Genomic DNA, 23,138 nt, shown 5'->3' on the forward strand with positions numbered 1-23,138 from the left:
TCAACGGGGCCTCCCACTGTCGCCACCGCCACCATCGCCACCGCCACCACCGCATATCCGTCCGCTCTGCGACGGAATTCATTAGTTCGTCTAATATCCCCATTAAGCCCAGGTCAGCTAATCGCCTCCCGCGTGATGCGTCATCATGCGGGAGCTAATGCTCATGCATGGGCTCGCCTTGCTGCGTCCGTTTGCTCCCCCAGGGTTGCGTCCCGCCCTGGTTTGCGTTCTCAACCCCGATGGCAGGAACCATGGAACTCCAGATAAACGACAAGACTTACCAGATCACTTCCGACGCCGATACACCCCTGCTCTGGGTGATCCGCGACGAACTGGGCATGACCGGTACCAAATACGGCTGCGGCCTGGCCCAGTGCGGGGCCTGCTCGGTCCTGGTCGATGGCGAGGTGCTGCGCTCCTGCGTCATGCCGGTGGGCGCCATGGCCGGCCGCAAGGTCAGCACCATCGAGGCGGTGAGCGCCGATCCGGTAGGCAAGCAGGTGGTCGACGCCTGGGTCAAGCACCAGGTCCCGCAGTGCGGCTACTGCCAGTCCGGCCAGGTGATGGCCGCAACCGCGCTGTTGAAGCAGGTCGCCCAGCCCAGCGACGAGCAGATCGCTGCCGCCATGGTCAACCTGTGCCGCTGCGGCACCTACAACGCCATCAAGGCCGCCATGCACGACATCTCCGGCAGCAAGGGTGCTCCTGCAGCAGCCGCATCGACGCTGCCGGCAGCCCCCGCCGGGCCGGCCGGGATCAACCAGACCGCCGTCACTGCCGCTGCCGTGGCGGGTATCGGCGCCGTGGCCGTCATCCAGTGGAGCCGCAGCCAGAAGGCCAAGGCCGGAAAGGAGCAGGCATGAACCCCTCGCACGATCTTCCCGCCCAGGACCTGCCAGCCGATGGCGAGCCGGTCAATGTCTCGCGCCGCCACTTTCTCCTGACCTCCGCCGGCACCGCTGCCGGTTCGCTGGTGCTGGGCTTTGCGCTACCGGCCGGCAACGCCCGGGCACAGGGCAGCGCGGCACCCCCTGCCGCCGGTACGCGGGTGCCGGCCTTCCTTGAGATCCGCCCGGACAACAGCATCCACCTGCAAAGCCCCTTCGTCGAAGGCGGCCAGGGCATCTTCACCGCCATGGCCCAGATCGTGGGCGAGGAGCTCGATGCCGATCCAGCCGGCTTCGTCGTGCACAACGCCCCCGCCAACGACCAGTACAAGGTCATGGACATCGGTATTCGCATCACCGGCGGCAGCATGTCGGTGCGTACCAGCTATCCCACCATGCGCCGCGTGGGCGCGCTGGCGCGCCATTTGCTGATGCAGGCGGCCGCTACGCAATGGAAGGTGCCGCTGGAGAGCCTGTCCACCGAGCCAGGCCGCGTGGTGCATGCCGCCAGTGGCCGCGCGCTGAGCTATGGCGAACTTGCTCCCAAGGCGCTGGACCTGCCCAATCCGCCGCTGGACACCATCAAGCTCAAGCAGGACAGCCAGTTCCGCTGGATCGGCAAGCCCCTGGCGCGCCTGGACGTGCTGGACAAGTCCACCGGTCGCGCCCTCTATGGCATCGATACCCAGGTGGAGAACATGCTCCAGGCCGCAGTACAGCACGCGCCGCGCCTGGGCCTGGAAGTGGGCGGCATCCGCAACGAGGCCGAGGTGCGCAAGATGAATGGCGTGCATTCAGTGCACCGCCTGCCCGGTGCGGTGGCCGTGGTGGCCGAGCGCTGGTGGAACGCCAAACGCGCCGTCGAAGCCCTGCAGGTGGACTGGAGCGACCCTGGCCCGGCGCCAGACCGCCGCTATGTGCCGGCGGACTTTTCCACCGAGCAGTTCGCCGCGCAACTGGCCAGCTCCACCGCTGCCGTCGATGAGGCCGAGAGCGAAGGCGATGTGAACAAGGCCATCGCCGGTGCCAAGACCGTGGTGCAGGCCAGCTACCGCAGCCAGTACCTGAATCACGCGCAGCTTGAGCCGCCTTCGGCCACCGCCCGTTTCAATCCCGATGGCACGCTTGAAATGTGGATCCCCAACCAGGCGCCCGAGATGTTCCAGGGCGCCATCGCCAAGCAGACCGGCTTGCCACCGGAGAAGATCCAGATCCACTCGCCGCTGCTGGGCGGCTTCTTCGGCCGCCATTTCCTCTACGAGAGCGCCATGGTATTCCCGCAGGCGATCCAGCTGGCCAAGGCCGTGGGTCGTCCGGTCAAGGTGATCTGGAGCCGCGAGGAAGAATTCGCCCGCGACACCATGCGGCCCATGGCGGTCGTGCAGTTCCGCGCTGGCCTGGATGAAAAGGGCTTCCCCATCGCCATCGAAGCCATCAGCGCCACCGAAGGTCCCACCGAATCGATTGCCAACAAGCGCAACAAGATCGATCCGACCGCCCTCGAAGGCCTGGCCGGCAAGTCCTACCAGTTCGCCCACAAGCGCATCGGCCAGCGTTTCGTCAAGAACCCGCCAGTACTGGGTTACTGGCGTTCGGTGGGCAATTCGATGAACGACTTCTTCTATGAAGCCTTCCTCGACGAGATCGCCGACAAGGGCGGCCAGGACCCCTATGAAATGCGCCTGCGCCTGCTGCAGGGCAACGAGCGCCTGACCACGCTGCTGCGGGCGGCGGTCGATCTGTCGGGCGGCTGGAAGCGCGGCCCCTTCACCGCGCCCGACGGCACCCGTCGCGCCCGTGGCGTGGCCATGGCCAAGGCCTTCGGCACCGAGACTGCGGCCATCGCCGAAGTCTCCATCGAGAACGGCCAGGTCCGCGTGCACGACATCTGGGAAGCCATCGACCCCGGCCGCATCGTCAACCCGGCCATCGTCGAAGCCCAGGTCAATAGCGCCGTTTCACTGGGCCTGTCGCAGGTCTTGCTGGAAGAAGTGGTCTACAAGGAAGGGGCCAGGGTGGCGCGCAACTACGACCTCTATCCCATCCTGCCGCCCCAACGCATGGCCCGCGTGCATGTGAAAGTCATCGAGAGCGGCGCCAAGATGGGCGGCATCGGCGAGCCCCCATTGCCGGCCGTGCCACCGGCGGTGGCCAATGCGGTCGCACACCTGACCGGCCAGCGCATCCGCAGCATGCCGCTGTCCCATTACACCTTCAAGGCCTGATGGCGGACTGACGCATCCATGACCACTCCAAAAACTGGGAAGCTGCGCATCTTCCTGCTGATCCTTGTCGCGCTCATCATCGGCGCCGCCTGGGTCGCCCTGCGCACGCCGGCCTCGCCCTTCGACGGCAGCGCACCGCCCCCGGCGCCTTCGGCCGAACTGCTCCAGCGCGGTGAATATGTGGCGCGCCTGGCCGATTGCGTGGCCTGTCACAGCACGCCCAACAGCAAGCCCTTCGCCGGTGGCCTTGAGATGGCCACCCCGCTGGGCGCCATCTACGCCACCAACATCACGCCGGATCGCGCCAGCGGCATCGGCGAATACAGCCTGGCCGACTTCGACCGCGCCCTGCGACATGGCGTGGCCCGTGACGGCCACCGGCTCTACCCGGCCATGCCCTATCCTTCCTACGCCAAGATGGCCGATGAAGATGTCAGCGCGCTCTATGCCTGGTTCATGCATGGCGTCAAACCGGTGGTGCAGGCCAACCGCGAGAGCGATATCCCCTGGCCGCTGGACATGCGCTGGCCGCTGGCGTTCTGGAACCTGGCCTTCACCCGTCCGCAACCGTATCAGCCCCAGCCAGGCAAGGATGCCCTCTGGAACCGGGGCGCCTATATCGTCCAGGGTGCCGGCCACTGCGGCAGTTGCCACACACCGCGTGGTGTCGCCATGAACGAAAAGGGACTGGATGATGGCCAGCCGCTCTATCTGTCTGGTGCGCTGCTCGATGGCTGGTATGCGCCCAGTCTGCGTGGCGACGTCAATATCGGCATCGGACGCTGGAGCGAAGAGGAAGTGGTGCAATTCCTCAAGACCGGCCGCAACCAGCACGCCGTGGTCTTCGGCTCCATGGCCGACGCCTTCAACAACTCCACCCAGTTCATGAGTGATGACGACCTGAAGGCCGTCGCGCATTACCTGAAATCCTTGCCGGGCGACCCCGGTCGCGATGGCACCCCCTGGAAGTACGACGCCAGTACCACCGCCGCCCTGGCACCGCAACGCCTGGAGGGGAGCGGGGCGCGCACCTTCATGGCCAAGTGCGCCGCCTGCCATGCGGTCGACGGGCGCGGCAGGGCGCCCTGGATTCCTCCGCTGGCCGGCGCAGTGTCATCGCTGGCCAGGGAAGATGCCTCGGCCATCAATGTCACCCTCAATGGCTCGGCGCGGGTGGTGGCCGACGGCGTACCCGATGCCTATCGCATGCCGCCGTTCCGCAGCCAGTTGTCGGACGCTGAAATCGCCGACGTACTGAGCTTCATCCGCACTTCCTGGGGCAACCATGGTGGCGCCGTCAAGGTGGACGATGTCAGCAAACTGCGCGAACGGACCAATCCGGCCAGCAGCAATCCCATCGTCCTGCAGATGCGCTGAAGCGCTTTTCGCGGAAGTCGTACCGGAACCGCCGCCTGCACAGGCGGCGGTTTTTTTTCAGGTCGGGGAGGGGGATGATTCAGCCGTCACGCGTGCCTGCTTCATGGCCGCCACCGACATGGCCGCAGGCACGGCCACGCCATTCTTGACGGCCAGCACTTCAGCCATGACGCTGACCGCGATCTCGGAAGGCGTCTTGCTGCCGATATAAAGACCGATAGGGCCACGCAGGCGCGCCAGGCTTTCTTCGGTCTGGCCGAAGTGGGTCATCATGCGATCCTTGCGGGCGGCACTGTTGCGGCGTGAGCCGATGGCACCCACATAGAAGGCCGGACTGGCAACCGCTTCCATCAACGCCAGGTCGTCCAGCTTGGGATCGTGCGTCAGGGCGATCACGCAACTGCGCTGATCGGGGCGGAAGGCCTGCACGGCGTCGTCGGGCATGTCGGTGACGATGCGCACTCCCGGTACCGCCCAGCCGCCCAGGTATTCCGAACGCGGATCGCACAGCGTCACCGAAAAACCGTTGAAGAGCGCCATCGTCGCCAGGTATTCGGCCAGCATGCCGGCGCCGATCAGGAGCATGCGATAGTCCGGCCCCATCGTATGGCGCAGGGTCTGGCCATCGAACACCAGGTCGGCCGGCGACGGGCTGACGTCCATGCGGCTCTGGCCGGTAAGGCAGTCGACGCTGCGGCAGACCAGTTGCCCGCTTTCCAGCGCCAGTACCAGTTCCTGCAAGGGCGCGGCCGGTGGATCGAATTCCAGCAGCAGCTCCAGCGTGCCGCCGCAGGGCAGACCGAAGCGATGCGCCTCGTCGGCGTCGATGCCATAGCGCACCAGCTGCGGCGCCTCGGGGCGGCCCCAGGCAGTGGGGGCGTCCTTGATGTATTGGAACAGCAGGTCATCCTCGATACAGCCCCCCGACACCGAACCGATGAGCCGGCCGTCGTCACGGATTGCCAGTTGGGAGCCCACCGGGCGGGGCGACGAGCCCCAGGTGGAGACAACAGTGGCCAGCAGTGCCCTACGGCCGGCCTGGCGCCACTCATGCAGGGCGCGCAATACCTTCAGATCAGTGGTGTCGTTCATGATGCGTTAGAAATACGGTGATGGAGCAAGTCTGCCACGACATCGTGGCCGGAACTAATTGCGCTGACCAATAGACCAAGCAAGCCCCGGACCAGCGAATCCCGGCCCACATGATGAGGCAGAATCGGCTGGTCTGCTTGCTTGCCCTTCGGAAAGCCGCTGCCCGCCGTCAGGCCCCGTTTGCCCGCTTGCCGTGCATGCAGTCATCCGGCTTCGTGCGGACCGGTGGAATTTCAGGCAATAATCGTAGCGGAATAGGTCTGTCTTCACTCCGCCCGCCACGTCACAATGCCCTGTTCCGCGACAGGTTCCCCGCCCGTCTGCACGTCCGTTTTCAATTCCCGTCTGACTCAAGGAGATTCCCATGCAAGTACATGCCTACGGCGCCCATGCAGCCGACAAGCCGCTGGAACCCCTGCAGATCAACCGCCGCGCCACCGGTGCGCATGATGTGCAGATCGACATCGCCTACTGCGGCATCTGCCACTCCGACCTGCACCAGGTCCGTTCCGAATGGGCCGGCACCCAATACCCCTGCGTTCCCGGCCACGAGATCGTCGGCCGCGTCACCGCCGTAGGCGACCACGTCAGCAAGTTCAAGGTCGGCGACCTGGTCGGCGTAGGCTGTATGGTCGACAGCTGCCAGACCTGTCCCGACTGCGAAGAAGGCCTGGAAAACTATTGCGACAACATGGTCGGTACCTACAACGGCAAGACCGACGACGCTCCCGGCTGGACCATGGGCGGCTATTCGCAGCAGATCGTGGTGCATGAACGCTTTGTGTTGAACATCCGCCATCCGGAAGCCGACCTGGCTGCCGTGGCACCCTTGCTGTGCGCCGGCATCACCACCTATTCGCCGCTGCGCCACTGGGGCGCCGGCCCTGGCAAGAAGGTCGGCGTGGTCGGCATCGGCGGCCTCGGCCACATGGGCATCAAGATCGCCCATGCCATGGGCGCGCACGTGGTGGCCTTCACCACTTCCGACTCCAAGCGTGCCGATGCCAAGGCACTGGGCGCGGATGAAGTCGTGGTCTCGCGCAATGCCGATGAGATGGCCGCCCATGCCAAGAGCTTCGACCTGATCCTCAACACCGTGGCCGCCCCGCACGATCTGGATGCCTTCCTTGGCCTCCTGAAGCGCGACGGCACCATGACCCTGGTGGGCATCCCGGCCGAGCCACACCCATCGCCCAGCGTGGTCGAGCTGATCATGAAGCGCCGCTCCCTGGCCGGCTCGCTCATCGGTGGCATTCCCGAGACCCAGGAGATGCTGGACTTCTGCGCCCAGCACGGCATCGTCGCCGACATCGAGCTCATCCGCGCCGAGGACATCAACACCGCCTATGAGCGCATGCTCAAGGGCGACATCAAGTATCGCTTCGTGATCGACAACGCGAGCATGGCGGCCTGATCCCCTTGCCAACCTCTGTGGAACGGTCCTGAGCGCAGGATCGTTCCACTTGTCTATCGCTCCCCGGCGTCATGGGAAAGATCACCCGTGCGAGCTTGCGCGCTTGATCAAGGCAAGTTCGCCTTATCCGCAGCTGTTTGGTGAGTACCTTGGCCGGTGTAGTGCCAGGCCATTTGCTCCCGCCCTCACGGCGCCCGATCCTCCACCGGCTTCGCCGTCTTCCTGATCTTCGCCACATCGGCCGCCGACACCGTCCCACCGCGATTGCCCCAGGCGGTCTGGATATACGAGGTCACTTCCGCCACCTGCTGGTCATTGAGCAACTGCGCGTAGGGCGCCATCACCAGTCCGCCCTTGATCGAATCGGTCGCCGGCTGGCGTCCGCCCTGCAGGATGATGCGGATGGCCGAGGTGGCATCGCCCGTCTGCAGCACCGGATTGCCCGCCAGTGCCGGGAAGGCCTTGCCGTAACCCGTGCCGTTGCTGCGGTGGCAGGCGGCACAGCGATCCACGTAGAGCGCCGCGCCCGGCGTCTGCGGGCGGCCCTCGTAGGCGGCCGTGGCGCTCACCTCGTCATAGCGATAGGGCGCCGCATCGTTGCGCGGCGACAGACTCAACAGGTAGCGCGAGATGGCATTGAGATCGGCCTCGCTCAGGTATTGCATGGAATGCTCGACCACGTCATTCATGGCCCCGAAGGAGGCTGTGAACTGGTTGCGTCCGGTGCGCAGGAACTCCACCAGATCGGCCTGGCTCCAGCCAGCGATGCCGCCACCATGCTCGTTGCGCAGCGACGGCACGCTCCAGCCATCCACCACCTGGCCACCGGAGAGGTAGAGACGGCTGCTGTCGTCACGCAGCGATTTTTCCTGCAGCGTGGTCGAGCGCGGCGTATGGCAGCTGCCGCAATGTCCCAGTCCCTCCACCAGATAGGCACCCCGTGCCAGTTCCTGGTCGCCGCCGGCCGGTGCTGCATAAGGCGTCGGCGTCGGCGCGAACAGCTTGCGCCAGATCGCCAGCGGCCAGCGCATCGACAGCGGCCACGGGATGTCATTGGCGCGATTGGCCTGGGCAGACGGCGGCACGGCCTTGGTGAAGTAGGCATAGAGCGCCTGCATGTCCTCCTCGCTCAGCCGCGAATAGGACGGGTAGGGCATGGCTGGGTAGACCGTATAGCCAGCCCGGGTGACGCCGGTACGCATCAGACGCGCAAAGTCCTCGTAGCTCCAGTCGCCGATGCCGTGTTCCTTGTCCGGCGTGATGTTGGTCGAGTAGATCGCGCCCAGCGGGGACGCCAGCGCCAGTCCGCCCGCAAAGGGTGCGCCACCCTTGCTGGTATGGCAGGCCACGCAATCGCCGGCCCGCGCCAGGTAGGCACCCCGCAGCAGCAACTGGTCGTCCGCACTGGGGCTGCCCTTGGCGGCAATGCGTTGCGACAGCGCGGCATCGGCCGGCGGTACCGCGAAGGGCTGCAAGGGCGCCGTTTCGCGATTCAACAGCCGCCCGCCCATCGGCGGCTTGGGCGGCGCCGCAACGGTCAGCGAATCATCGGCATACGCCAGGTTGTAAGCGGCTGCCGCGGCCAGCATGGCCGCGCCCAGTGCCAGGGAGGAGGTCAGGATCAGTCGTTTCATCATCACTCCCGTGCTCACGCGCTGACCAGCGGACGCGGGTCCTTGAGGTATTGCTCGCGGATGGCGCGGGCCGACCAGTAGGTCAGCGCCACCGCCGCCCCGGTCGGGTTGTAGCCGATGCCCTGGGCGAATACGCCCGAGCCCACCGCAAACACGTTGTGTACGTCCCAGCTCTGCAGGTAGCGGTTCACCACGCTGGTGGACGGGTCATTGCCCATGGCCACGCCACCGGCCCAGTGCGTGGTCTGGTAGCTGCGCAGGTCCGGCGCCGCGCCGAAATCCTTGACCGTGACCTTGATCTCGCGCGCCTTCAGTTCATGCGCGATCTTGACCGCCTGATCAGTGACATAGCGGCTCATGCGGATGTCGTTGTCCTTCCAGTCGAAGGTGAAACGCAGCAGCGGCTGGCCGAAGGCGTCCTTGTAGTTCGGATCGAGATCGACATAGACGTCCCGATACACCATGTTGGCGCCATGCACGTCGAAGGACATGGTGTTCAGATAGCTGTCCTTGACCGCCTGCTTCCAGGCGCGCCCCCACTTGGGTGTGCCGGGCGGCACGGCAATCCCCGAGATTGGCTTGGCCCCGGCCGGATTGCTCCAGATCGGGGAACCGCCCACGAAGCCCAGCGGCCCGTGGTCCATGTGGTCGCCATTGAAGTCATCCACCGCCACCCCGTTGCCACCGGCACCGATGAAGCCATTGATGTTCTTGCCCGGCGCGAAGAAGGCATTGATGGTGGACATCATCTGGAAGGCGATATTGCGGCCCACCACACCGGTATTGGAAACCGGGTCATACGGCTTGCCGATGCCCGAGAGCAGGAACAGCCGCGCATTGTTGTAGGCGAAGGTACTGGCCACGACGATATTGGCTGGCTGGAACACGGTGTCGCCGTTGGCATCGATGTAGGTCACGCCGGTGGCCTTCTTGCGGGTGCTGTCGAGTTCGATGCGCAACACATTGCACTGGCTGCGCAGTTCGAACAGCTTGCTCTGGCGCAGCGCCGGCATGATGTTGACGTTGGGCGAGGCCTTCGAATAGTTGTAGCAGGCATAGCCCGAGCAATAGCCGCAGAAGGTGCAGGGCCCCATCTGGCAACCATACTGGTTCACATAGGGTGCCGAGGCATTGGCCGAGGGCAGCGTAAAGGGATGGAAGCCCGCCTGCTGCGCCGCCTTGCGAAACAGCGCCGCCTGGTATTGCTCCTTCTGCGCCGGCAGCGGGAAGGCGTCGGAGCGGTCGGCCTCGAAGGGGTTGCCACCATTGTCCACTACGCGACCCTTGACCCGATAGGCGGTGCCGGAAGTCCCCATCATCTTTTCGGCGAAGTCGAAATACGGTTCCAGTTCTTCGTAGCTCACCCCCCAGTCCTGCAGGTTCATATCCTTGGGGATAAAGTTCTTGCCGTAGCGTTCTTCGTAATGGCTGCGCATGCGCAGTTCTTCCGGCAGGATGCGCCAGTGGCAGCCCGACCAGTGCAAGCCAGCACCGCCCACACCTTCGCCCGGCTTGAACATGGCGATCTGGCGATAGGGGATGGCGCTGTCGCCCATCTTACGGCGGAAGGTGAAGGAGGATTTGTTGAGGTTCTGGAACAGCTTGAAGCGCTGCTGGTAGTCCAGCTCATTGATGGTCTTGGGATAGGCGCCATCGGGATAGGTATCGCGATAGACACCACGTTCCAGCGCCACCACGCTTTGACCGGCCTCGGTCATTTCCTTGGCCATGATGGCCCCGGTCCAGCCGAAGCCGACGATGACGACGTCGACTGCTTTCATGTTCTTGTTGGCCATGTGCTTGTGCTTCCTGGGGAAGGGGAAGAGGGAAAGAAGTAATGGGCAGGGGCAGGGAAGCCCGGGCCATCAGCCGCGCGAGACCGGCGGCAGCGGATAGGTGCGACCGTACTGGTCCACCCAGTCGTAGTAGTCGGCGCGGGCACCGGGGAAGCCGATCATCTTCCATGCGGCCATGCCCTTGTTGCCGCCATCGACGGGGTCGCAGAAATAGCCTTCGTGCACGTTCTGCAGCAACTGGTTGAACAAGGCCGCAGGGGGAATGCTGGCCATCTTCACATTGCCCTTCTCGAACTCGCCCATCATCTTTTCGCGCTGCTGCTGGTTCAGCCCGACGTAGCCCTGGCCGTACTGCTGCTTGATGGCGGCGTCGAACTCGGCCAGGCCCTTCTTGTACAGTTCACGCGGCGGGTAGGGCAGCTGGTAACCGAACTCCGCTGGTGCATCCGGCGTGAACGGCCCCTGCATGTACCACAGCTGTCCCTGGCCGTAGGGCGTGTTCATCTGGGCATCGATGAATTCGGGCACGCCTGCCTCCAGCGCACCCGGGCCGTTTTCATCGGCCGGGATGAGCACCTCGGCCAGGGCACTGAGCAGGGCGAATTCATCCTGATTGAAGAAGCTGGGTTTGTAGGGCGTGTTGTCGCCGGGCTTGGCCGACTGGCCCTGGGCAGCCACGGTGAGGCTGCCGGTGGTCACCGCCAGCGCGGCAGCCGGCGCGGCAGTCAGGGCGCCGCGCAGGAAGTGGCGGCGATTGGCGGAGATGCTTATTTTTTTCATGGCGCGTTTCCGTGTGGGAAATCGGGGCCGCAGCAAGGCAGACGCCTTCCGTACGGATGAGCCATGATGCGCGCTTGTGCAGCGTGAAGGGATCAGTGAATCTGAGGTTTTGGTGTCGGAAACGTCTGACATCGCAACGCTGTACCAGCACCGCGATGTCCGCATGTCCGCTGCTCAGGCGTCCGGCAGGATCTCGGTCAGCGAGAGGATGGCCTGGGCCACTTCGGCGATGCGCCGGTTCTGGTTCATCGCATGCTTGCGCAGCAGGCGATAGGCGTTTTCTTCGTTGAGCCCCTGCTTCATCATCAGCACGCCCTTGGCGCGTTCGATGAGCTTGCGTTCTTCCAGGCTCTCGCGCACGGTGGCCAGTTCCTGGGTCAGGTTCTGCAGCCGTTCGGATTGCGCCCGCAGCAGATCGACGATGGATTGTGTCAGGTGCGGCCCGACCCCGGCATCCATGGGGCCGCCGCTCAGGTGCCCGCCATCCAGGCTGGAGGAGAAGGTCGCCAGGGGTGCCAGCGGATCGAGCGCCTCTTCCTGGCTGAACCACTGGCCCTGATCGTCCAGCTCCTTCTGCAGTTCGATGATCTTGGCGCGGCATTGCGCCTGCACGTATTGCGCCAGGTGAATCTCGACCTGATGCAGACCGTCAATGCGGGTGGAGCAGCACTGGTACCAGGCATCGGCCATATCGGAATCCAGCGGCCGCTCGTGCGAGGTCAGCAGCTTGCGGCGCAGTCGCTCGAGCTCCGCCAGCGGCAGCGTGGCCTGCATCGCCGTCCACTCATTGCGGAAACCCTCGGCGAAAGACTCGAAACGGCGCAGCGCCTGCTCCTGCATCTCGATCTGGTATTCGATGCTCTGTTCCTGCTCGCGCGTGATCTTGCCCATGGCAAAGGCCGCGGCGCCGCCGGCGCGTTCGCGGCCGGCGAATTCCTTGCCCTGCATCAGGTTGAACAGCGCCACCAGCAGGCGAGAGATCTGCGGATCGACTGCCACATCGGCGGCCTCGAACACCAGCGCCAGCAGCGCCCCCACCAGCGTCTTGAAACGTTCGTAGCTGGCAGCCGGCGAGCAGGCCAGGGCCGCCACGTCGGCGCGCAGGCGCGGCAGGCCGTCCAGGGCGTGCAAGGCGAAGGCGATGCGGGTGTAGAGGCGGGCACCGTTGGAAAGTGCGTTGTCATGTTCGGTTGCCTCCAGCCAGGAGGCAAATTCCTGCTGCGCCACCTCGCTGGCGGCCACGCGCTCGCGCCACACCAGGGCATCACGCTCACCGCGCGAGCCCAGGTAGATATTGGAAATGCCACGTTCCTGCTGCAGGCAGTGGATCAGTTTGCCCACCGTCAGCACCAGCTGGCAGGTGCGGGCGAGGCGTTGCAGTTCTTCCACTTCGCAGCGGCGGGCAGTGATCAGGTAGTTGAGGACGTTGCTCATGGGCGCAGGAAAGGGAGGGAGCGGGCAGCCGCCAGGGCATGCAATATTCGTGCAATGCCCGGCGCTGCCGCGATTGTAAAGGATCGCTCCCCTGCCCGAAACCCCGGGGCGGGCCGGCGACCTTGCACCCTGGTCCGCCCCGCCGTACCTGATTACATGTCGCTGACCAGCACGGCACGGCTGGCGTCGGCTGGTGCCGTGCCTTCCATCACGATCAGTTTCAGCGGGCCGGACTGGGAAGATTGCGCACCCGGTTCGGCCAGGCGGCGCGCCGGACCGATGGCCGTGCCGTTGGACATGCCCTTGGCATCGGTCACGAAGCTGGCCACCGGCGCACTCTGGCCACTCAGGTAGACGTTGTAGTTGGTCTGCGGCTTGAGCTTGAAGAGCGACACCTCCAGGGCATCGACCACGCCCAGGTTGCGCGACACCACGAAGCCCTTGGCTTCCGGCGTCGTCACGGGTTTCAGGCGGATATTGAGCGGTTCTGCATTGGCCAGCGGCGCCAGGTTCTGCTTGCCATCGCCGTCGCCGACCACGTTGGAAAGGAAGATCAGGGCCTGCGGCGCCTGGCCACCGGCGACGTGGGCGATCACCTTGTTCTGCGCCGGGTCGATCACTTCCATGCCGTCACCGTTTTCCAGGCCCACATAGACCCGGCTGCTGTCGTCGGAACTCCAGATGCCATGCGGCAGCGCGCCGGTCGGGATGGTCGCCAGCAACTGCGCCTGGGCATCGGTGCTGTAGACCTTGACCACGTTCTCGCCACCCACCGTGACATAGGCCAGCACCTGCCCGTTGACCGTGGCAAAGGCCAGGTGGTTGGTGATGAAGCCGGTATCGATCACGCCGGTCACCTTCAGGGTGCGGGTGTCGATGCGGGTCACCTTGCCCACGTCCTTGTGGGTCATCCACAGTTCCTTGTGGTCGGGCGTGAATTGCAGGAAGGGCGAGAAGGGGCTCACCACGTCGATCTTCTTGATCACCGTATGCGACTTCACGTCGATCACATCCACCTGCGGCGTAAAGCTCGATACCGAGAAGGCCAGCTTGTTGTCCGGCAGGAACTGCACCATGCCGGGACCCACGGCGGTCTGGATGCGACGGGTTTCCTTGAAGGTCTGCGGGTCGATGACGGAGATGTAGTCCTCGCCGCGCACCACCACCCAGACTTCCTTGCCGTCGGCACTGAAGAAGCCCTCGTGCGGCGAGCGGCCGACATAGGTCACGCCCTTGACGGCATTGGTGGCGGTATCGATGAAGGTGACCGAGTTGGACCCGTTGGAGATCACCACCAGGGTCTTGTGGTCCGGCGAGAAGCCCATGCCGTGCACGTTGATCTGGCCGCGATACAGGGGCGAGAGCACGTCCGGACGCGGATTGCCCAGGCGGATCTGGCCCACCAGCGTATTGTCGGCAGGATTGAAGACCGACACTGTATTGCTGTTCTGGTCGGCCGTGTACACCCGGTCATGGGCGGTGGGCAGGGCCATGGCTGAGCAGGACAGCAAGGACAGCAGCGAGATGGTGAGGGTGGAAAGTGCGAGTCTGGATGATTTCATGGCGTTGGCGCGGTGGTTGGAAAAGCGGGGGAGGTACAGTGATGGCGGGCTCAGGGCGCGCTGGAGGGGTAGCCGTGGCGCTTGAGCCAGGCCTGCATCACCTGGATCTCGTTCTGCTGTTCGGCCACGATGCCCAGTGCCAGATTGCGTATCTCCGGGTCCTGGCTGTACAACAGCACGGCACGCGCCATGTCGACGGCACCCTGGTGATGGGGCAGCATCATGCTCACGAAATCGTGGTCAGGTTGACCGTTCATGGGCGCGTGCTGCATGCCGTAGTCCATCACGGCCATGGCATCGTCATTCAGTGTGGAAAAGGGTTTGGCGCTGCTGGCCACGAAGACGGGGGGCGTTGCCGTGGTGAGTGGTGCCGGGCTGTCATGAGCCATACCATGCATGGCCCCCATGTCATGGGCCGGTGCGGTGGCCGCGAACGCAGCCAGGGAACATGCCAGCGAAGCCGCCAGCATCAGGCGCCAGCCCCGGGCCGACCGGCCGTGCGTTGTCGATACTGCCTTCATGCTATCTCCTGGAGGTGATGAGTACGGGCAGTCTAGGCAGTGCACGGCGTCGTCGGCATGACAATCGAATGACAAATCTGTCACCCGCTCATGCCCAACGACGGCAAGGAGGATAGGCTCAACCGTCGGTGGAACGGCTCAGCGCTTCATGGGTCTGGATTTCCTGCTCCAGCGCGACCAGGCCGGCGCGCACCAGTTGCAGCGCATCGCTGCCCAGCAGCAGATGGGCCGGTGGCTGCGGCATGGCGATCAGGGCCAGCATCGCCTGTGCTGCCTTCGCCGGGTCCCCCAATTGCTTGCCGTGCTTGTCTTCGCGGGCCTTGCGGACCGGATCGAAGAGGGCGTCATAGTCGCTGATGGTGCGCGGCGAGCGCGCCATCGACCGACCCGCCCAATCGGTGCGGAACGAGCCCGGCGCCACCGCCGTGACGGCGATGCCCAGCGCCTTGAGCTCCTGGCCCAGAGAGGCCGAGATACCTTCCAGCGCGAACTTGCTGCCGCAGTAATAGCTGATCCCCGGCATGGTGATATGCCCGCCCATGGAGGTGATATTGATCAGGTGGCCGCGGCGGCGGGGGCGCATGAAGGGTAGCACCGCCTTCATCATCGCCACTGCGCCGAAGACATTGACCTCGAACTGGCGGCGCATGTCCGCCAGCGGCGATTCTTCCATCACGCCTTCATGCCCATAGCCGGCATTGTTGACCAGCACGTCGATGCCACCGGTCTGCGCTTCGGCTGCGCTGACCATGGGCGCGATGGCGTCGGTATCAGTGACGTCCAAAATGTGGCCCCAGGCCCGGCCCGGCGCCAGGGCCTCGAAGTCGGCCACCGCCTGTGCGTGGCGTGCGGTACCGACCACGCGGTGGCCGGCGTCCAGGGCGGCCTCGGCCAGCGCCCGGCCGAAGCCGCTGCTGATGCCGGTGATGAGCAAGGTTTTCTGCAAGGACATCATGCTTCTCCAGTTCAAGTAGGGGAGTGCATAATAGTCAGCTATCATCGAATCATTAAGCCGTAATCACCTGTTTTTATTGCCTGAAACTATGAAACGCGAGATTGCCGTGCGTACCGCCAAGCCCACCCTGCAAGCCCCTGTACAGCAGCGCATCATCCAATTGCTGCAGGACATGGCGCCCACCGAGGGCTATCACCTCACGCCCATGGAGAGCGTGCGTGTACTGCGCGCCGATGGCCCGCTGGCGCGCACGCCGGTGCTCTACGACCCGGGCATCGTGATCGTCTGCCAGGGGCGCAAGCGGGGTTATTTCGGCGGGGAGCTGTATCTCTACGACGAGCAGCACTACCTGGCCGTCTCGGTGCCGGTGCCCTTCACCATGGAGACCGATGCCACGCCGCGACGGCCCTTGCTGGCCCTGTACCTGCACCTGGACTTCACGCTGGCTGCCGAGCTGGCGCTGCAGATCGACCGCCAGGGTGCCCCCGCCGTGCAGGCGGCGCGCAGCATGATGTCCTCGCCCATGGAGCCAGCCTTGCAGGGCAGCCTGCTGCGTTTTCTGGAAGCGATGGCGCAACCGCAGGAGGCCGCCATCCTCGGTACCGCGCTGCTGCGCGAAATCTACTACCGGGTGCTTACCGGCGCCCAGGGCGAGGCGCTACGCAATGCCCTGGCCATGCGCGGTCATTTCGGCAAGATCGGGCGGGTGCTGCGGCGTATCCACACCGACTATGCGCAGGACCTGGACGTGATGCAGCTGGCAGCCGAGGCCGGCATGAGCGCGCCCAGTTTCTACGTGCATTTCAAGGACATCACCCAGGCCTCGCCGATGCAGTACCTGAAGTCGATCCGCCTGCATCAGGCGCGTCTGCTGATGGTGCGCGAAGAGATGACGGCCGAGGCGGCCGCCCATGCGGTGGGTTATGTCAGCACCAGCCAGTTCAGCCGCGAGTTCAAGCGCCTCTTCGGCGCCACCCCGGTGGCCGAATGCCGGCGCCTGCGCGAGAGCTTTGCCCTGCCGCCCGGCTTTGCGGATGCGCAGTTCGTGTCCTCACATTGAGCCCTCCGGCCGCAGCGTTCAGCGGGCGATATACCACTCGTAACGGTGGTTCCAGGCCACGAACAGGTTCATGACGATGGCCCCCACCAGCGAATAGAGCACGCGGTCGGCCGGCATGAAGCAGGCCGCCGTGGCGAACAGCACCAGGTCGAAGCCCATCAGCAGCCAGCCGGCCTTGAAACCGGTGCGCTCCTGCAGGTAGCTGGCCAGGATGCTCATGCCACCGCAACTGGCCTGGTGGCGGAACAGGCCGATCAGCCCGATGCCCACGCACAGGCCCGCCAGCACGGCACCCACCAGCGGATCGAGGTGGCTGTAGCTGATGTAGTTGCCGGCGATATTGGTCAGCACCGACACGGCGGTCACCGCCGCCAGCGTGCGCCAGGTGAAGGCCGCACCCATGCGCAGGGCCGCCAGCAGGTAGAAGGGCAGGTTGATCAGCGCAAAGGCCGTACCGAAGCTGACCCCGGTGGCATAGCTGACCAGGAAGGCCACACCGGCTACCTGGCCGATGATGAGACCGAGACTATGCAGCATGGACATGCCGAAGGCGATCATCACCACCCCGAACAGCTGGCCCTGCAGGTTGTCGATCCAGTTGTGGCGCACCTGGGGAAGCGCTGCAGCGCGCTCGCGCGGGCGGGGTAGGGACGAGGAAGACGAGGAAGAAGCGGGTGCCACGGAGGCAGGGGAGGCAGACGAAGAGCCGGCAGTAGAGGTCGTCATGGCAATACCAATCATCAATCGTGGATAACGAACGCGTTACGGCAATGGACAGGCCAGCGGGTAAGCCGGCACCACCATTGCATTTGCGACTGCCTTCTGTCGTCGACAGTCGCCGCAGGGGCGCATGGTAATTGATTTGTTGCGACGCAGCGACTACTGGATGCGGCCGCGCTGCGTCCTCGCAACATTTCCCATCTAGCAGGAAATATGCCAGGGGGTCCGAGGGATGAGCACCGGAATGTCGCCTCCGGCTAGAATCCCGTCATGGACATTCTTTCTCCCACGCCCGCCCAGGAATGGATCAGGCTGCAGCGCGACGAGGACAGCGGCATCGAGAGCATCGGCGCCCATTTCTCCGGCCATGCCTACGATCCGCACGACCATGACGAGATGCTGGTCGGCGTGACCCTGCAGGGCGTGCAGCGCTTCCGCTGCGGCACCGCCTTGCACGTCAGCACCCCCGGCAAGTCCATCCTGATCGAACCCGGTGCCCTGCACGACGGTCACGCGCCCCATGAGAGCGGTTTTACCTACGCCATGCTCTACCTGCCTACGCCCTGGCTGGACAGGATGACCGACCACCTGCGCCTGCCCGCGATGACCCGCTTCGCTACCTTCCGCCAGACCCTGCACGACGACGCCCAGCTCGCCGGGGCCATCCACCGGGCCTTCCTGGCCTTGCACCAGCGCGAGGGCAAACTGGCCCGCGACCTGGCCCTGGACCGCATGCTGGTCTTGCTCTCCGGCCAGTTCGACGACAGTGTCGCGGGAAGGAACGAGCCACCTTCCCCGGCCCTGCAACGGGTACGCGATCTGATGCATGCACGTTTTTCCGAGGATCTGGGCCTGGAAGACCTGGTCGCCTGTTCCGGCATGGACCGGTTCCGCCTGAGTCGCCAGTTCAGCCGGGCCTTCGGGCGTACCCCGCATGCCTATCTGGTGCAATTGCGCCTCCGCCTGGCGCGCAGCCTGCTGGCGGCCGGCCATGATCCGGCCCAGGTCGCGGCAGACGCCGGCTTTGCCGACCAGAGCCATCTGGGCCGCTGGTTCCGGCGCGCCTACCGCATCACCCCGGCTGCCTACCGGCGCGTCTGCACAAATGTTCTAGAGTGAAGCGCGGCGGCTTCCTAAGATGGAATGCTCTGAATTCTGATCGGGAAGACCGCATGTTCGATACCAAAATCGCCATCCTGGTGCGCAATGACCTGCCCATGTGGCAACGCCTGAACGTCACCGCATTCCTTGCCACCGGCATCGTCGCCGCCGCGCCGCAAGCCCTGGGCACGCCCTATGTCGATGCCGCCGGGAAAAGCTACACCGCCCTGTGCGGCCAACCCATCCTGATCTTCGAGGCCGACCTGCAGGGGCTGCAGGCGGCCCATCGCATCGGCCTGGAACGTGAACTGATCGTCGCCCCCTATGTGCAGGCGATGTTCTCGACCGGCCATGACGACGCCAATCGCCAGGTCTTTCTGGCCGAAGACCCGGCATCCATGAACCTGGTGGGACTGGCCCTGCGCGGCGGCAAGAAGGCGGTGGACAAGGCCACCAAGGGACTGGCGCTGCATCCCTGAAGGAAGGACAGAGCGGGGGAGGGGACAGGCCCGGGCAGGCTGGATGGCGACGGCCGCTCAGGCCGGTCGCGTCATTCCAGTTCCCTCAGCTTCTGGTGTAGCACCTCCACCCGCTGCAGGTGGCCATTGCCGCGTTCGCGCAGCCGTTCGGCCGTCAGCGAACAGATCAGGTTGACCATCGCGGAGACGGCCACCACGCTGTCGAACAGCATCATGCCGTCGGTATGGCAGCGGATCACCCAGTCGGCGCGCCGGGCCGGCTTGCCGGCGATCACATCGGACACGTACAGGGTCTTCACGCCGGCCTCGGCCAAGGCTTCCATCGCCAGGGAGATCGCCGGCACCCGGCGTCGCAGACCGATCACGATCGCCATGTCGCGCTCGCCCAGGTCACCCAGGTACTCGGCCAGCGTATCTCCTGGCGCCGGCAGTACCAGCACATTGCTGCGCACCTGGATCAGCTCGCGCCGGATCATCTGCGCAATCGTATGGCTGTGACGATAGCCGATGATCGCCACGCGCTGCGCATTGGCAATGCCATTGACCGCATCGGTCAGGACCTGCGGGTCCAGCGAGCGGTAGGTATTGGCCAGATTGGCGACCTCATGGTTCAGGTGCGCCTCGATGGTGGCGCCGAGCCCGCTTCGGGCTTCCTTCTCTCCGCGCTTCTGCAGATACAGGGGCGACCCGCCCATCAACGCCGCCCGCGCGTCTTCCCGGGCATCGTCGTAGGATGCATAGCCGAGTTTCTGGAAAAAGCGGGTGGCCGTGGCCTTGGACACCTGCGCGCTTTCGGCCAGCTCCGTGGCCGTCTGCATGGCCAACTGACCCGGTGCGCTGAGGATGATGTCGGCCAGCCGCTGGTCAATTCCCGAAAGCTGTTCGTACTGCGCCGCGATGCGGCTTTCGATGGAGGCCGAAGCCTTGTTCTTCTTGGTCGGAATGCTTGCCATGGTTGTCTGGACGGCCTGGTCTGGGATGCTGCGCGATGGTGCAAGAATCATTCCAGTGCAGCGCGGCGCACCTGTCTTGTGCGGGGCGGCGCTGCCCTGGATCGAGAGGCATTGTACGTCGTCGGCGTGGTCGTGAAACAGATATTTCAGCTTTGACCTGATTGTATCTGGTGTTTTACGGCATTCCTCGCAGGAAACTGGTGTTTCAGGGTGGATTGGCATGAAACATGCATTGCACGATCGTGCTTGCCCGGATCGCTTGTGCGATCCCATCGTCCCTCAACCTCCAGGAGCCGCCCATGTCCGCACCACGTCTGTCCCGCTATCTGCTTTCCGCACTGCTGTTCTGCAGCGTCGCCGCCCATGCCGACACGCTGGACGACATCAAGAGCCGCGGCAAGATGATCGTCGCCATCGATCCGACCTTCGCGCCCTATGAATACACCGATGCCTCCAACGCCATCGTGGGCTACCACCCGGCCGTGCTGGCGGCGGTGGCCAAGAGCCTGGGCGTGAAGATCGAATACCAGCGCATGGCCTTCAGCGGCATCATTCCCGGCCTGTTGTCGGGTTCCTTCGACATGGAAGGCTCGGCACTGAACGTGACGGCCGAACGCGCCAAGCGCATCGCCTACGTGGTGCCGACCGGCAAGACCGTCAACGGCCCCCTGGTGCGCGATGACTTCACCAGGATTCCCGCCAACCCCACCCCCGAATCGCTGGCCGGCCTGACCGGCGCGGTCAAGACCGGCAGCGCGCCCGAGGGCATCCTCAAGCAGTTCAACGACACGCTCAAGGCCAAGGGGCTGGCGCCGATTACCCTGCTCAGCGTCGATAGCGTGGACCAGACCGTGGCCGCCCTCATGACCCGCCGCGCCGACTTCGTCTTCGATGACCTGACCGTGCTGGCCGACGTCATCAAGCAGCACCCCGGCAAGATGAAGATCACCGGCGAACTGGGCCCCTCGCAGTGGATCGCCCTGGCCACCCGTCCCGAAGACAAGCGGCTGAACAAGGCCGTCAGCGACCAGATCCTGGCCATGAAGAAAAGTGGCGAACTGGCCCGCCTGCAGCAGCAATACCTGGGCGTCACCTTCGCCACGCCCGATGCCGATTTCATTCCCGCCAAATAAGCGCCCAATACGACCTGCCAGCATGTGTAACCACACCCACTCCCTGACCGTCCCCGCCGGTCACGGCCGGACCTTTGAAGTCAAGGCCGGCCAGTTTCTCACCATCACCGATGTTGAGGGTCAGCAGGCGGCCGATTTCGTGGCCGTCGTCGCCGGCGACAAGAGCGAGAAACTCTCGCCCACGCATACCCGCCGCAGGCTGCAGTCGATCTTCTTCGACGTCGGCGACCACCTGTATTCCTCGCTGGACCGGCCGCTGCTGCGCGTGGTGGCCGACACCGTCGGCGTGCATGATGCCAATGTCCCGGCCTGCGACGACACCCGCTTCACGGTCGACTTCAACGTGATCGGTCACCGCAATTGCCTGGACAACATGCACGAAGGCCTGGCGCTGCACGGCCTGTCCAAGTTCGACGTGCCGGAGCCCTTCAATCTGTTCCAGAACGGCCCGGTTACCCCGGACCGCCGCATGCAGGTCACCGACCCGACCAGCAAACCGGGGGATCACATCACCTTCGAGGTGCTGGAAGACCTGCTCTGCGCCGTCTCGTCCTGCCCGCAGGACATCATTCCCGGCAACGGCCTGCGGGTCACCGATATCGCCATCTCCATCCATGACGCCGATCCGCACCGCCGTGCTGTGGCGTCCACCGACTGACCATCATGCTGCTGCTCAAAGAAACCCCGCCCCGTCAGCCCTTGCCACCCACGCGCCTGGTGGTGCCGGCCGGCGAAAGCCGCGCCATCGACGTCAAGGCCGGCCAGATCCTGCGCATCGAAGCGCGCGAGGACGGCGCCACCGCCATGCTGTTCGCCTTCGACCGCGCCCAGCCTGACATCTTCATGTCGGTGCACCATACCCGCGTCTTCAGCAATTCCTATGTCCTGCAGGCGGGCATGCGCATCGTCAGCAACCGACGCCGCGCGCTGATGGTGCTGGGCAAGGATAGCGTCGGCACGCACGACCTGCTCATGCCGGCTTCCACCACCGCCTGGCTGGCCGCTAACGGCTATGCCGGCCAGACCGGCTGCGTGGAGTCGGTCTCGGCCGTCATCCGGGAGCAGGGTTTGACGCCGCCGCGCCTGCCGGACCCGATCAATCTCTTCATGCATGTCGACCTGGACCAGCAGGGCCGTATCATTCCCTTGCCCAGTCGCACCCGGGCCGGCGACTTCATCGCCTGCCGGGTGGTGGCCGACATGGTCTTCGTGGTCTCGGCCTGTTGCACCGGCGTGCCCGGCAACGACCGACCGGGGGCGCTGGAAGTGGCCACCGCCGAAGAACTGAACGCCCTGTAGGCAACGGAGAGCGCGCATGTGGTTTAGCCCCCAGGTGATCCAGAGTTTTCCCGCGCTGCTCGACGGCTGGATGATGACGGTCTCGCTCACCGTGCTGGGCGCCATCGGCAGTCTGGCCTGGGGCCACCTGGCACTGGCCCTGCAACTGGCGCCGCTGGCCCCGCTGCGCTGGCTGGTGCGGCTCTACATCAGTTTCATGCGCGGCACGCCCGCGCTGGTGCAGTTGTTCCTGGTGTTCTTTTCGCTGCCGCTGATCGGGCTGGGCGGTCATCCGCTGCTGGCGGCGGCATTGACGCTGGGCCTCAACAGTGGCGCCTACACCGCTGAAATCCTGCGCGGCAACCTGCGTATCGTCCCCCGTGGCCAGATCGAGGCCGCCACCGCGCTGGGCATGGCGCCCTGGCGCATCGCCACGCGCATCGTGATGCCGCAGGTGCTCAAGGCAAGCATCCCGGCGCTGGTCAATGAATTCACGATCCTGCTCAAGACCACGCCGCTGGCCTCGGTGGTGGCGGTGACCGAACTGACCTACGCCGGGCAGATGGTGATTGCGCGCACCTATACCTCGTCCCAGATCATGCTGATCGTGAGCATCGGCTATCTCGCCGTCGTGCTGCCGGTCCTGGCGCTGGGCAAGCACCTGAGCCGGGTGCCGCGGACCGGTCAGACCCGACTGACCAGCCCGGCCACCCCGGCCACTCCGGGGAGAAGCTGAC

Annotated in this window: 21 protein-coding genes; 11 read left to right on the forward strand and 10 right to left on the reverse strand. The window is 65.0% G+C overall.

Going from position 1 to position 23,138, the window contains the following annotated elements; translation table 11 throughout:
• Positions 1 to 251 precede the first annotated feature (251 nt).
• From ACEOAC_RS10785 to ACEOAC_RS10795, 3 genes are read left to right on the forward strand one after another with little or no spacing between them, the layout of a single operon-like run.
• Positions 252 to 863, forward strand: coding sequence for a (2Fe-2S)-binding protein (locus ACEOAC_RS10785; protein ID WP_413628831.1), 612 nt, complete (start codon positions 252 to 254; stop codon positions 861 to 863).
• On the forward strand, positions 860 to 3,112 hold the full coding sequence (locus ACEOAC_RS10790) for a molybdopterin cofactor-binding domain-containing protein (RefSeq protein ID WP_413628832.1): 2,253 nt from the start codon (positions 860 to 862) through the stop codon (positions 3,110 to 3,112). Before ACEOAC_RS10785 ends, ACEOAC_RS10790 begins: the two co-directional genes overlap by 4 nt.
• Positions 3,113 to 3,130: 18 nt before the next feature.
• The gene (locus tag ACEOAC_RS10795; protein ID WP_006464786.1) at positions 3,131 to 4,489 is read left to right on the forward strand and encodes a c-type cytochrome; all 1,359 of its coding nucleotides are present in this window, start codon (positions 3,131 to 3,133) and stop codon (positions 4,487 to 4,489) included.
• Positions 4,490 to 4,546: 57 nt separating this feature from the next.
• On the opposite strand, the gene ACEOAC_RS10800 is transcribed toward ACEOAC_RS10795, so the two are convergent.
• Entirely contained in the window at positions 4,547 to 5,581 is a 1,035-nt protein-coding gene (locus tag ACEOAC_RS10800) for an XdhC family protein (protein ID WP_241811811.1), read from the reverse strand.
• Between the two features lie 364 nt (positions 5,582 to 5,945).
• Here ACEOAC_RS10800 and ACEOAC_RS10805 point away from each other — a divergent pair, with 364 nt between their 5' ends.
• Complete coding sequence (locus ACEOAC_RS10805; RefSeq protein ID WP_413445048.1) at positions 5,946 to 6,995, forward strand: NAD(P)-dependent alcohol dehydrogenase; 1,050 nt, start codon at positions 5,946 to 5,948, stop codon at positions 6,993 to 6,995.
• Positions 6,996 to 7,180: 185 nt separating this feature from the next.
• Here the strand turns inward: ACEOAC_RS10805 and ACEOAC_RS10810 are convergent, their stop codons facing one another.
• The 7 genes from ACEOAC_RS10810 to ACEOAC_RS10840 form a co-directional block, all read right to left on the reverse strand.
• Positions 7,181 to 8,632 (reverse strand): cytochrome c, encoded by a 1,452-nt coding sequence (locus ACEOAC_RS10810; protein WP_413445047.1) that lies wholly within the window; start codon positions 8,630 to 8,632, stop codon positions 7,181 to 7,183.
• A gap of 11 nt (positions 8,633 to 8,643) precedes the next feature.
• Positions 8,644 to 10,425 carry a GMC family oxidoreductase gene (locus ACEOAC_RS10815; RefSeq protein WP_006464796.1) on the reverse strand — a complete coding sequence of 594 codons (1,782 nt, stop codon included), beginning with the start codon at positions 10,423 to 10,425 and terminating at the stop codon, positions 8,644 to 8,646.
• Between the two features lie 69 nt (positions 10,426 to 10,494).
• Complete coding sequence (locus ACEOAC_RS10820) at positions 10,495 to 11,205, reverse strand: gluconate 2-dehydrogenase subunit 3 family protein (protein ID WP_077235179.1); 711 nt, start codon at positions 11,203 to 11,205, stop codon at positions 10,495 to 10,497.
• A 174-nt stretch (positions 11,206 to 11,379) separates the two neighbouring features.
• Positions 11,380 to 12,639 (reverse strand): nitrate regulatory protein, encoded by a 1,260-nt coding sequence (locus tag ACEOAC_RS10825; RefSeq protein WP_006464798.1) that lies wholly within the window; start codon positions 12,637 to 12,639, stop codon positions 11,380 to 11,382.
• Positions 12,640 to 12,791: 152 nt separating this feature from the next.
• Positions 12,792 to 14,132 carry a hypothetical protein gene (locus ACEOAC_RS10830; RefSeq protein ID WP_413445610.1) on the reverse strand — a complete coding sequence of 447 codons (1,341 nt, stop codon included), beginning with the start codon at positions 14,130 to 14,132 and terminating at the stop codon, positions 12,792 to 12,794.
• Between the two features lie 119 nt (positions 14,133 to 14,251).
• On the reverse strand, positions 14,252 to 14,722 hold the full coding sequence (locus tag ACEOAC_RS10835) for a DUF305 domain-containing protein (RefSeq protein WP_006464800.1): 471 nt from the start codon (positions 14,720 to 14,722) through the stop codon (positions 14,252 to 14,254).
• A gap of 118 nt (positions 14,723 to 14,840) precedes the next feature.
• The gene (locus tag ACEOAC_RS10840; RefSeq protein WP_413628833.1) at positions 14,841 to 15,674 is read right to left on the reverse strand and encodes an oxidoreductase; all 834 of its coding nucleotides are present in this window, start codon (positions 15,672 to 15,674) and stop codon (positions 14,841 to 14,843) included.
• A gap of 175 nt (positions 15,675 to 15,849) precedes the next feature.
• Here ACEOAC_RS10840 and ACEOAC_RS10845 point away from each other — a divergent pair, with 175 nt between their 5' ends.
• On the forward strand, positions 15,850 to 16,737 hold the full coding sequence (locus tag ACEOAC_RS10845; RefSeq protein ID WP_413444071.1) for an AraC family transcriptional regulator: 888 nt from the start codon (positions 15,850 to 15,852) through the stop codon (positions 16,735 to 16,737).
• 18 nt (positions 16,738 to 16,755) lie between these two features.
• Here ACEOAC_RS10845 and ACEOAC_RS10850 read toward each other — a convergent pair whose 3' ends face one another.
• Entirely contained in the window at positions 16,756 to 17,463 is a 708-nt protein-coding gene (locus tag ACEOAC_RS10850; RefSeq protein WP_241811801.1) for a YitT family protein, read from the reverse strand.
• Positions 17,464 to 17,727: 264 nt separating this feature from the next.
• Here ACEOAC_RS10850 and ACEOAC_RS10855 point away from each other — a divergent pair, with 264 nt between their 5' ends.
• Both ACEOAC_RS10855 and ACEOAC_RS10860 read left to right on the forward strand, forming a co-directional pair.
• Positions 17,728 to 18,576, forward strand: a complete 849-nt coding sequence (locus tag ACEOAC_RS10855) for an AraC family ligand binding domain-containing protein (protein WP_413628834.1) — start codon at positions 17,728 to 17,730, stop codon at positions 18,574 to 18,576.
• 53 nt (positions 18,577 to 18,629) lie between these two features.
• Positions 18,630 to 19,037: a DUF2000 family protein gene (locus tag ACEOAC_RS10860; protein WP_006464806.1), complete on the forward strand. Its 408-nt coding sequence runs from the start codon at positions 18,630 to 18,632 to the stop codon at positions 19,035 to 19,037.
• A gap of 71 nt (positions 19,038 to 19,108) precedes the next feature.
• Here ACEOAC_RS10860 and ACEOAC_RS10865 read toward each other — a convergent pair whose 3' ends face one another.
• A complete protein-coding gene (locus ACEOAC_RS10865; RefSeq protein WP_413445292.1) occupies positions 19,109 to 19,990 on the reverse strand; it encodes a MurR/RpiR family transcriptional regulator in 882 nt (293 codons plus the stop codon).
• Between the two features lie 299 nt (positions 19,991 to 20,289).
• On the opposite strand from ACEOAC_RS10865, the gene ACEOAC_RS10870 reads away from it, so the two are divergent.
• Genes ACEOAC_RS10870 through ACEOAC_RS10885 form a run of 4 tightly spaced genes read left to right on the forward strand, consistent with a single transcriptional unit; the run spans position 20,290 to position 23,137 of the window.
• Positions 20,290 to 21,123, forward strand: a complete 834-nt coding sequence (locus ACEOAC_RS10870; RefSeq protein WP_102661951.1) for a transporter substrate-binding domain-containing protein — start codon at positions 20,290 to 20,292, stop codon at positions 21,121 to 21,123.
• Between the two features lie 22 nt (positions 21,124 to 21,145).
• A complete protein-coding gene (locus ACEOAC_RS10875; protein ID WP_241811796.1) occupies positions 21,146 to 21,781 on the forward strand; it encodes a DUF1989 domain-containing protein in 636 nt (211 codons plus the stop codon).
• Between the two features lie 5 nt (positions 21,782 to 21,786).
• Positions 21,787 to 22,422, forward strand: a complete 636-nt coding sequence (locus ACEOAC_RS10880) for an urea carboxylase-associated family protein (protein WP_077235188.1) — start codon at positions 21,787 to 21,789, stop codon at positions 22,420 to 22,422.
• Positions 22,423 to 22,438: 16 nt separating this feature from the next.
• The gene (locus ACEOAC_RS10885) at positions 22,439 to 23,137 is read left to right on the forward strand and encodes an amino acid ABC transporter permease (RefSeq protein ID WP_413445291.1); all 699 of its coding nucleotides are present in this window, start codon (positions 22,439 to 22,441) and stop codon (positions 23,135 to 23,137) included.
• The last annotated feature ends 1 nt before the right edge of the window (position 23,138 follow it).

This window comes from Herbaspirillum frisingense, assembly GCF_047325095.1.
GTDB lineage: Bacteria > Pseudomonadota > Gammaproteobacteria > Burkholderiales > Burkholderiaceae_D > Herbaspirillum > Herbaspirillum frisingense.

Bases quoted from the DNA above. Each gene is read 5' to 3' on its own strand.
- ACEOAC_RS10785 (WP_413628831.1), top strand. From the start codon at position 252: ATGGAACTCCAGATAAACGACAAGACTTACCAGATCACTTCCGACGCC.
- ACEOAC_RS10790 (WP_413628832.1), top strand. From the start codon at position 860: ATGAACCCCTCGCACGATCTTCCCGCCCAGGACCTGCCAGCCGATGGC.
- ACEOAC_RS10795 (WP_006464786.1), top strand. From the start codon at position 3,131: ATGACCACTCCAAAAACTGGGAAGCTGCGCATCTTCCTGCTGATCCTT.
- ACEOAC_RS10800 (WP_241811811.1), bottom strand. From the start codon at position 5,581: ATGAACGACACCACTGATCTGAAGGTATTGCGCGCCCTGCATGAGTGG.
- ACEOAC_RS10805 (WP_413445048.1), top strand. From the start codon at position 5,946: ATGCAAGTACATGCCTACGGCGCCCATGCAGCCGACAAGCCGCTGGAA.
- ACEOAC_RS10810 (WP_413445047.1), bottom strand. From the start codon at position 8,632: ATGATGAAACGACTGATCCTGACCTCCTCCCTGGCACTGGGCGCGGCC.
- ACEOAC_RS10815 (WP_006464796.1), bottom strand. From the start codon at position 10,425: ATGGCCAACAAGAACATGAAAGCAGTCGACGTCGTCATCGTCGGCTTC.
- ACEOAC_RS10820 (WP_077235179.1), bottom strand. From the start codon at position 11,205: ATGAAAAAAATAAGCATCTCCGCCAATCGCCGCCACTTCCTGCGCGGC.
- ACEOAC_RS10825 (WP_006464798.1), bottom strand. From the start codon at position 12,639: ATGAGCAACGTCCTCAACTACCTGATCACTGCCCGCCGCTGCGAAGTG.
- ACEOAC_RS10830 (WP_413445610.1), bottom strand. From the start codon at position 14,132: ATGGCCCTGCCCACCGCCCATGACCGGGTGTACACGGCCGACCAGAAC.
- ACEOAC_RS10835 (WP_006464800.1), bottom strand. From the start codon at position 14,722: ATGAAGGCAGTATCGACAACGCACGGCCGGTCGGCCCGGGGCTGGCGC.
- ACEOAC_RS10840 (WP_413628833.1), bottom strand. From the start codon at position 15,674: ATGTCCTTGCAGAAAACCTTGCTCATCACCGGCATCAGCAGCGGCTTC.
- ACEOAC_RS10845 (WP_413444071.1), top strand. From the start codon at position 15,850: ATGGCGCCCACCGAGGGCTATCACCTCACGCCCATGGAGAGCGTGCGT.
- ACEOAC_RS10850 (WP_241811801.1), bottom strand. From the start codon at position 17,463: ATGACGACCTCTACTGCCGGCTCTTCGTCTGCCTCCCCTGCCTCCGTG.
- ACEOAC_RS10855 (WP_413628834.1), top strand. From the start codon at position 17,728: ATGGACATTCTTTCTCCCACGCCCGCCCAGGAATGGATCAGGCTGCAG.
- ACEOAC_RS10860 (WP_006464806.1), top strand. From the start codon at position 18,630: ATGTTCGATACCAAAATCGCCATCCTGGTGCGCAATGACCTGCCCATG.
- ACEOAC_RS10865 (WP_413445292.1), bottom strand. From the start codon at position 19,990: ATGGCAAGCATTCCGACCAAGAAGAACAAGGCTTCGGCCTCCATCGAA.
- ACEOAC_RS10870 (WP_102661951.1), top strand. From the start codon at position 20,290: ATGTCCGCACCACGTCTGTCCCGCTATCTGCTTTCCGCACTGCTGTTC.
- ACEOAC_RS10875 (WP_241811796.1), top strand. From the start codon at position 21,146: ATGTGTAACCACACCCACTCCCTGACCGTCCCCGCCGGTCACGGCCGG.
- ACEOAC_RS10880 (WP_077235188.1), top strand. From the start codon at position 21,787: ATGCTGCTGCTCAAAGAAACCCCGCCCCGTCAGCCCTTGCCACCCACG.
- ACEOAC_RS10885 (WP_413445291.1), top strand. From the start codon at position 22,439: ATGTGGTTTAGCCCCCAGGTGATCCAGAGTTTTCCCGCGCTGCTCGAC.